Origin of the sequence: Streptomyces sp., from assembly GCF_031181555.1 — a bacterium.
In the GTDB taxonomy this organism is placed as follows: domain Bacteria; phylum Actinomycetota; class Actinomycetes; order Streptomycetales; family Streptomycetaceae; genus Streptomyces; species Streptomyces fimbriatus.
Genome location: NZ_JAPSKQ010000020.1, coordinates 50,125 through 56,983, shown reverse-complemented (window position 1 = coordinate 56,983; position 6,859 = coordinate 50,125). Strand labels below are relative to the sequence as shown.

Here is a 6,859-nt window from a genome sequence, read left to right as displayed (position 1 = left end):
ACCGCCTCCTCGACCCCGACGACAGGGCGAGCCTGCACCACCGCCCGGACGTCTTCGTCCTCGCGGCGCACACGGTCCACACGGCCGTCCGGCCCGTGTGACGGCGCCGTCGCCCGGCCGTCACCGGACGCGGTGCAAGGCGACTGCGCGGCTTCGCGGGGGAACTCGGGCATTCCGAGGGGCAGTTGGCGGCCACCGGGAACGCGGCCGACCACGACGACGTCCGGTCGGCCGCCGACCACGCGGCCGTACGGCCCGTCGGCCGGCCCGGTCGATCGCCCCCCGCGCGGGTGTCCGGCGGCCTCCCCGCCCGTGAAGGGCTCGGGGAGGCCGCCGGACGAGGGAGGTCAGGCCCCGTTGAACGCCGCCGGGTCCGGGCCCAGCCGCCGGTCCTCGTTCAGGGCGCTGATCGCCGCGAGGTCCTCGGCGTCCAGGCTGAAGTCGAAGACGTCGATGTTCTCCTTGATCCGGGACGGCGTCGCCGACTTCGGGATGACGACGTTGCCCAGCTGGATGTGCCAGCGCAGGACGACCTGGGCCGGGGTGCGGCCGTGCTTCCGCGCGATGGCCACGATCGCCGGGACCTCCAGCAGGCCCTTGCCCTGGCCCAGCGGTGACCAGGCCTCGGTGGCGATGCCCTGCTCCGCGTGGTACTCGCGCGCGGCGTGCTGCTGCAGGTGCGGGTGCAGCTCGATCTGGTTGACCGCCGGCACGACCGAGGTCTCGGCGATCAGCCGCTCCAGGTGCTCGGGGAGGAAGTTGGACACGCCGATCGCGCGGATCCGGCCGTCGGCGTGCAGCTTCTCGAACGCCTTGTACGTGTCGACGTACAGACCGCGCTCCGGCGTCGGCCAGTGGATGAGGTACAGGTCCACGTAGTCCAGGCCCAGCTTCGACACGGAGGCGTCGAAGGCGCGCAGCGTCGCGTCGTACCCCTGGTCGCTGTTCCAGAGCTTGGTGGTGACGAAGAGGTCCTCGCGGGGGATGCCCGACCGGGCGATGGCCTTGCCGGTGCCCTCCTCGTTGCCGTACGCCGCCGCGGTGTCGATGCTGCGGTAGCCGGCCTCCAGTGCCGTCGCGACCACCGTCTCGGCCTCGGCGTCCGGCACCTGCCAGACGCCGAAGCCCAGCTGGGGCATCTCGACGCCGTTGTTCAGGATGATCGGGGGGACCTTGCTCACGAGCTCTCGATCCTTCGGTTGTGGTCAGGTGGTACTCCCATCGTCAACGATCACGGCCCGTGATGCATTCCTGACCGGAGAATTCACGTGCGGTAAAGCGCCTCGACCTCCTCCTCGTACGCCTTCTCGATCGCCTTCCGCTTCAGCTTCAGCGACGGCGTGAGCAGCCCGTGCTCCTCGGTGAACGGCTGCGCCAGGATCCGGAAGGTGCGGATCGACTCGGCCCGCGAGACGAGGGTGTTGGCCGTGACCACCGCGCGCCGCACCTCCGCCTCCAGATCCGGGTCCCGCACCAGCTCGGCCGGTGACGGCTTCGGCTTGCGGCGCATGGTCAGCCAGTGCTCGACCGCCTCCGGGTCCAGCGTGACCAGGGCGGCGACGTACGGGCGGTTGTTGCCGACGACGATGCACTGGCTGACCAGCGGGTGGTCCCGCACCCGCTCCTCCAGCGGCCCCGGCGAGACGCTCTTGCCGCCCGAGGTGATCAGGATCTCCTTCTTGCGGCCGGTGATGGTCAGATAGCCGTCCTCGTCCAGGGAGCCGAGGTCGCCGGTGGCCAGCCAGCCGCCGTGCAGGGTCTCGTCGGTCGCCTCGGGGTTGTTGAGGTAGCCCTGGAAGACGGTGCCGCCCCGCAGCCAGATCTCCCCGTCCTCCGCGATGTGCACGGTGACCCCGGGGAGGGGCCGGCCGACCGTGCCGTAACGGGTGCGCTCGGGCGGGTTGACGGTGGCGGCCGCCGTCGACTCCGTGAGGCCGTACCCCTCGTAGACGTGGACGCCGGCGCCCGCGAAGAACAGCCCGAGCCGGCGGTCCATCGCCGAACCGCCCGACATGGCGTGCCGGACCCGGCCGCCCATCGCGGTGCGGATCTTGGAGTAGACGAGCTTGTCGAAGAGCCGGTGCCGCATCCGCAGGGCCGCGGACGGGCCGGGTCCGGTGCCCCAGGCCTTCGCCTCGACGGCGTCCGCGTACGCGACGGCCACCTCGACGGCCTTCTCGAACGGCCCCGAACGGCCCTCCCGCTCCGCCTTGCGCCGCGCCGCGTCGAACACCTTCTCGAAGATGTACGGCACGGCCAGGATGAACGTCGGCCGGAACGCGGCCAGGTCGGGCATCAGGGCCGCCGCGTTCAGCTGCGGCTGATGGCCGAACTTCACCTTGCCGCGGATCCCGGCGACCTGCACCATCCGCCCGAAGACGTGCGCGAGCGGCAGGAACAGCAGCGTCGCCGCCTCGTCACCCTCCCTGGAGCGGAACACCGGCTCCCAGCGCGCGACGACGGTGTCCGCCTCGTGCATGAAGTTGCCGTGGGAGAGGACACAGCCCTTGGGGCGGCCCGTGGTGCCCGAGGTGTAGATGATCGTCGCCACCGAGTCGGGGGTGACCGCCCGCCGGTGCCGGTGCACCACCTCGTCGTCGAGGTGCGCGCCCGCGTCGTACAGCTCCTGCACCGCGCCCGCGTCGAGCTGCCACAGCCGGCGCATCCGCGGCAGCCGGTCGATGACGGTGGCGATCGTCATCGCGTGGTCCTCGTGCTCCACGATCGCGGCCGTCACCTCGGCGTCGTGCAGCGTCCAGAAGCACTGCTCGGCGGAGGACGTGGGGTACACGGGCACGACCTGCGCGCCGATCGTCCACAGCGCGAAGTCGAAGAGCGTCCACTCGTACCGGGTCCGGGACATGATCGCGACCCGGTCGCCGAAGCGGACCCCGCCCGCGAGCAGGCCCTTGGCGAGGGCGAGCACCTCGTCGCGGAACTCGGCGCCGGTCACGTCCCGCCACCGGCCTGCGGCGTCCTTGCGGCCCAGCGCGACGCGCGACGGGTCCTCCTCGGCGTACTGGAAGACCACGTCGGCCAGGCCGCCGACCGGAGGCGCCAACGCCAACGGAGGGTTGGTGGTCTCGCGCAATCCCGCTCCCCGTTCCCCGCTCCTCGGCGCTCGGACCGCTCGGACCGGTCGGACTGGTTCGGGAGGGAGACCTCCCGCACGGCGCCGTGAAAGCTACCCCACCGGGCCGGGGTGCGGGAGGGGGCCGAAAACCGAGCAGGGCTCTCGTCCGCGCTGGTCAGCGGAGGAAAATGCGCTCACATGGGGAAGGGTCGGGCAGAAAACTGACGGTGGAGTAAGTTTCGGTGCCGTGATCTCCACGAAATCTGTACGACCCGATGGCCGTCCCGCGGGGGTCCCCCTCGGGAGGCGGTGCCGGCCCTGCTGATCCCGGCGCGCGTGCGGACGGAACCGTCACCGCCGCCCGCTGCGGTGCAGCCGGTCGCCGCCCGCCAGGATCGCCGCCGCCAGGGCGTCGGCCGCCCCCTGCGCGGAGGGACGGTGCCGGCCGTGCGCCACCACGAAGTCCACCTCCCCCGGCTCCGGCAGGCCCGCCCGCTCCGGCATCCGCACCAGCCCCGGGGGGATCAGCCCGCGCGCGTGCACCATCACCCCCAGCCCGGCGCGGGCCGCCGCGAGCAGGCCGTTGAGGCTGCCGCTGGTGCACACGATGCGCCACTGCCTGCCCTGCCGCTCCAGCGCCCGCAGGGCCAGGGCCCGGGTGATGCCCGGCGGCGGGTAGACGATCAGCGGCACCGGACGGTTCGGGTCCGGGCGCAGCCCCGGCGCGCCGATCCACACCAACTCGTCGTGCCAGACCAGCCGGTGCGGGGCGGCGTGCGGGTCCTCCGGCCGCCGCTTGGCCAGCACCAGGTCCAGCTTTCCCGCGGCGAGCTGCTCGTGCAGCGTGCCCGACAGCTCGACGGTCAGCTCCAGGTCGACCTCCGGGTGCTCGTGCCGGAACCGCTCGAGGATCTCCGGCAGCCGGGTCAGCACGAAGTCCTCCGACGCGCCGAACCGCAGCCGCCCGCGCAGCCGGGTGCCGGTGAAGAACTGCGTCGCCTGCTCGTGCACGGCCAGGATCCGCCGCGCGAAGCCGAGCATCGCCTCGCCGTCCTCGGTCAGCTCCACCGAGTGCGTGTCCCGGGTGAACAGCTGCCGCCCGGTCGCGTCCTCCAGCCGCCGCACGTGCTGGCTGACGGTCGACTGGCGCAGCCCGAGCCGCCGTGCCGCCTGGGTGAAGCTCAGCGTCTGCGCCACGGACAGGAACGTCCGCAGGTGTGTCGGGTCGTACATGCCGGCAGGCTACCGCGGTCATCGCGGAACGTGATGACAGTGAGAACGGTATACCTGATTCCCGATCACGACGGGACGGAGCAAGATGGGGAGGGGATCCCTCGTCCCCGCGCAGCCGAGTGCGTCCGTGGGCGCACCGCCCGCACGACCGAGCAAGTGGAGCACCGTGAAACGCCTGCGCTGGCCGGCCTGGATGCCGATCGACCCGTACATCCTGCTCCTGCTCGGGACGGTGGGCCTCGCCGCGCTGTTCCCGGCCCGCGGCACGGGCGCGGACGTCGCCTCGGGCGCCTCCACGGCCGCGATCGCCTTCCTGTTCTTCCTGTACGGCGCCCGGCTGTCCACCCGTGAGGCCCTGGACGGCCTGAAGCACTGGCGGCTCCACGTCACCGTCCTGGCCTGCACGTTCGTCGTCTTCCCGGTGCTGGGTCTGGCCGCCCGCGGACTCGTTCCGGTGCTCCTGACCGACCCTCTGTACCAGGGTCTGCTCTTCCTGACCCTGGTCCCCTCCACCATCCAGTCGTCGATCGCCTTCACCTCGATCGCCCGCGGCAACGTGCCCGCCGCGATCTGTGCCGGCTCCTTCTCCTCGCTGGTCGGCATCGTCGTCACCCCGCTGCTCGCGGCGATGCTGCTCGGCGGCGGCGCGGGCGGGTTCTCCGCCGACTCGGTGCTGAAGATCGTGGCCCAGCTGCTGGTGCCGTTCGTCGCCGGACAGGTGCTGCGCCGCTGGATCGGGTCCTTCGTCGCCCGCCACCGGAAGGTGCTGGGGCTGGTCGACCGGGGCTCGATCCTGCTCGTCGTCTACACCGCGTTCAGCCAGGGCATGGTCCAGGGCATCTGGCACCGGGTGAGCCCGGCCCGGCTCGGCGGACTGCTCGCCGTCGAGGTCGTGCTGCTCGCCGTGATGCTGCTGCTGACCTGGTACGGCGCCAAGGCGCTGAGGTTCGGCCGCGAGGACCGGATCGCGATCCAGTTCGCGGGCTCGAAGAAGTCGCTGGCCGCCGGACTGCCCATGGCGAGCGTGCTGTTCGGGGCGCAGGCCTCGCTGGCCGTGCTGCCGCTGATGCTCTTCCACCAGATGCAGCTGATGGTGTGCGCGGTGATCGCCAGGCGCCGCTCCCACGACCCCGTCGAGGAGGCGGGCCGGGTCAGCGGGGCGGACCGAGCCGGATCGTCACGAACCGAGGTCGGTACAGGGACACGTTCCGGCTGAGCATCACCGCGGCCCCGGCCGTCTCCAGCCAGTTGACGTCGTAGCTGAGCACCAGCCGCCCGTCGTCGCTCAGCTCCGGGTGCGCCTGCGGGTTGTAGGCGGCGGTCCCGTCCTGCGGCAGCGCGGGACGGAACTCCTTCGCCGGCCCGTGCCACGGTCCGGTCGGGGAGCAGGCCCAGTACGACGTCACCGTGGTCAGTCCCGCGGCGCCCGCGGCCATCGTGAACAGCACGTAGGTCCCGTCCGCCCGCACCACGGAGAACGCGCTGCCCACACCCGTGCGCCGCCCGTCGCCGAGCACCGGGCGCGGGCGGGCCCGGGTCTGCCACTCCGAACCGTTCCAGTACTCCCAGGCGGCCGGGTCCGCCAGCCCGCCCTCCGGGACGCGTGCCGCGTAGGCGTGCGAGGCCGGGCGGGAGGCGGGGCGGCCGTCGTCGCCGCCGAAGACGTACGTCCAGCCCTCCTCCTCGACGAGGGTCGTGCCGAACAGCACCCGCCGCGACGGGTCGGGGACCTGCCGCTGGTCGAGCACCGTCACGACCGACTCCAGGCGCAGGTCGGGCAGCGAGAGCGTGGCGACCTCGGTGGCGGCGGGCACGCCGTAGATCCACGGGGACTGCCCGGCGCCGCGCACCCACAGCAGGACCCGCACGACCCGCTCGGCGGAGCCGGGGGAGCGCGGCTCGACCCGGGCGGCCACCGGCCAGCGCCACCGGTCCGGGGCGGGGTCGGGGAAGAGCGGCGCGGGGAGGGTGCGTTCCAGACGGCCGTCGCGCATCAGCACCGCCGAGTTGCGCACCAGCGGGGCGGTGGCGTCCCGCCAGGCGGAGGACTCGCCGACCGGGTTGGGCGGGCGGTGCACACGGCCCAGGTAGGTGTCGGAGAACAGCCACAGCAGCCGGCCGTCGGGCAGCCGCACCGAGTGGGTGCCGTCGCCGCCGGTCCAGTCGTCGGTGCGGGCGGCGTCGTCGCCGTAGCGGGCGAACTCGGAGGTGAGGGTGGGGTCGGCGGACCAGGAGGCGACGGTGCGCGGTGAGCAGGCACCGCCGTCCGGCCGCCGGTCGCCGTCCTGCGGCGGACCGGTGACCAGCAGGGCCCCGAGGACCAGGGCCAGCACCACGGCGATTCCGGTCCCCGTGCGCTGCCGTGCTCGTGCTGCGTCGTCGGGCACGCTCCGGGACGTTAGTGGCCGAAGGGGGTCCGGTCCATGGGGCCCCGGTACGGTCGGAGGGCCCCGGTAGGGCCGGGGGACCGGTCAGCCCCGGGCGGCCGCGGTCCGCAGGGCGATGCGGTCCTCGCCCGCGTACACGTTCATGGAACCGCCCCGCAGGAAGCCC

5 protein-coding genes and 1 pseudogene are annotated in these 6,859 nt (G+C 73.0%); 2 read left to right on the top strand and 4 right to left on the bottom strand.

The genetic code is table 11. The annotated features are described in order from the left end of the window. Nucleotides 1–101 (top strand): annotated as a pseudogene (locus RIM90_RS07135) (SAM-dependent methyltransferase); the annotation flags it as partial. 246 nt (nt 102–347) lie between these two features. Here the strand turns inward: RIM90_RS07135 and RIM90_RS07130 are convergent. From RIM90_RS07130 to RIM90_RS07120, 3 genes are all read right to left on the bottom strand, one after another. Next, the gene (locus tag RIM90_RS07130; protein ID WP_309059719.1) at nt 348–1,139 is read right to left on the bottom strand and encodes an aldo/keto reductase; all 792 of its coding nucleotides are present in this window, start codon (nt 1,137–1,139) and stop codon (nt 348–350) included. 125 nt (nt 1,140–1,264) lie between these two features. Beyond that, nucleotides 1,265–3,091 (bottom strand): AMP-dependent synthetase/ligase, encoded by a 1,827-nt coding sequence (locus tag RIM90_RS07125; RefSeq protein ID WP_309059713.1) that lies wholly within the window; start codon nt 3,089–3,091, stop codon nt 1,265–1,267. 333 nt (nt 3,092–3,424) lie between these two features. Further along, complete coding sequence (locus RIM90_RS07120; protein ID WP_309059712.1) at nt 3,425–4,306, bottom strand: LysR substrate-binding domain-containing protein; 882 nt, start codon at nt 4,304–4,306, stop codon at nt 3,425–3,427. Nucleotides 4,307–4,499: 193 nt separating this feature from the next. On the opposite strand from RIM90_RS07120, the gene RIM90_RS07115 reads away from it, so the two are divergent. Further along, complete coding sequence (locus RIM90_RS07115) at nt 4,500–5,522, top strand: bile acid:sodium symporter family protein (RefSeq protein WP_309059718.1); 1,023 nt, start codon at nt 4,500–4,502, stop codon at nt 5,520–5,522. On the opposite strand, the gene RIM90_RS07110 is transcribed toward RIM90_RS07115, so the two are convergent. Beyond that, nucleotides 5,458–6,693, bottom strand: a complete 1,236-nt coding sequence (locus RIM90_RS07110; protein ID WP_309059711.1) for a DUF4185 domain-containing protein — start codon at nt 6,691–6,693, stop codon at nt 5,458–5,460. The two genes, RIM90_RS07115 and RIM90_RS07110, sit on opposite strands and share 65 nt — an antisense overlap. Nucleotides 6,694–6,859 lie beyond the last annotated feature (166 nt).

Coding starts and splice junctions, on each gene's coding strand:
- RIM90_RS07130 (WP_309059719.1), bottom strand. CDS start 1,139: ATGCCCCAGCTGGGCTTCGGCGTCTGGCAGGTGCCGGACGCCGAGGCC.
- RIM90_RS07120 (WP_309059712.1), bottom strand. CDS start 4,306: ATGTACGACCCGACACACCTGCGGACGTTCCTGTCCGTGGCGCAGACG.
- RIM90_RS07115 (WP_309059718.1), top strand. CDS start 4,500: ATGCCGATCGACCCGTACATCCTGCTCCTGCTCGGGACGGTGGGCCTC.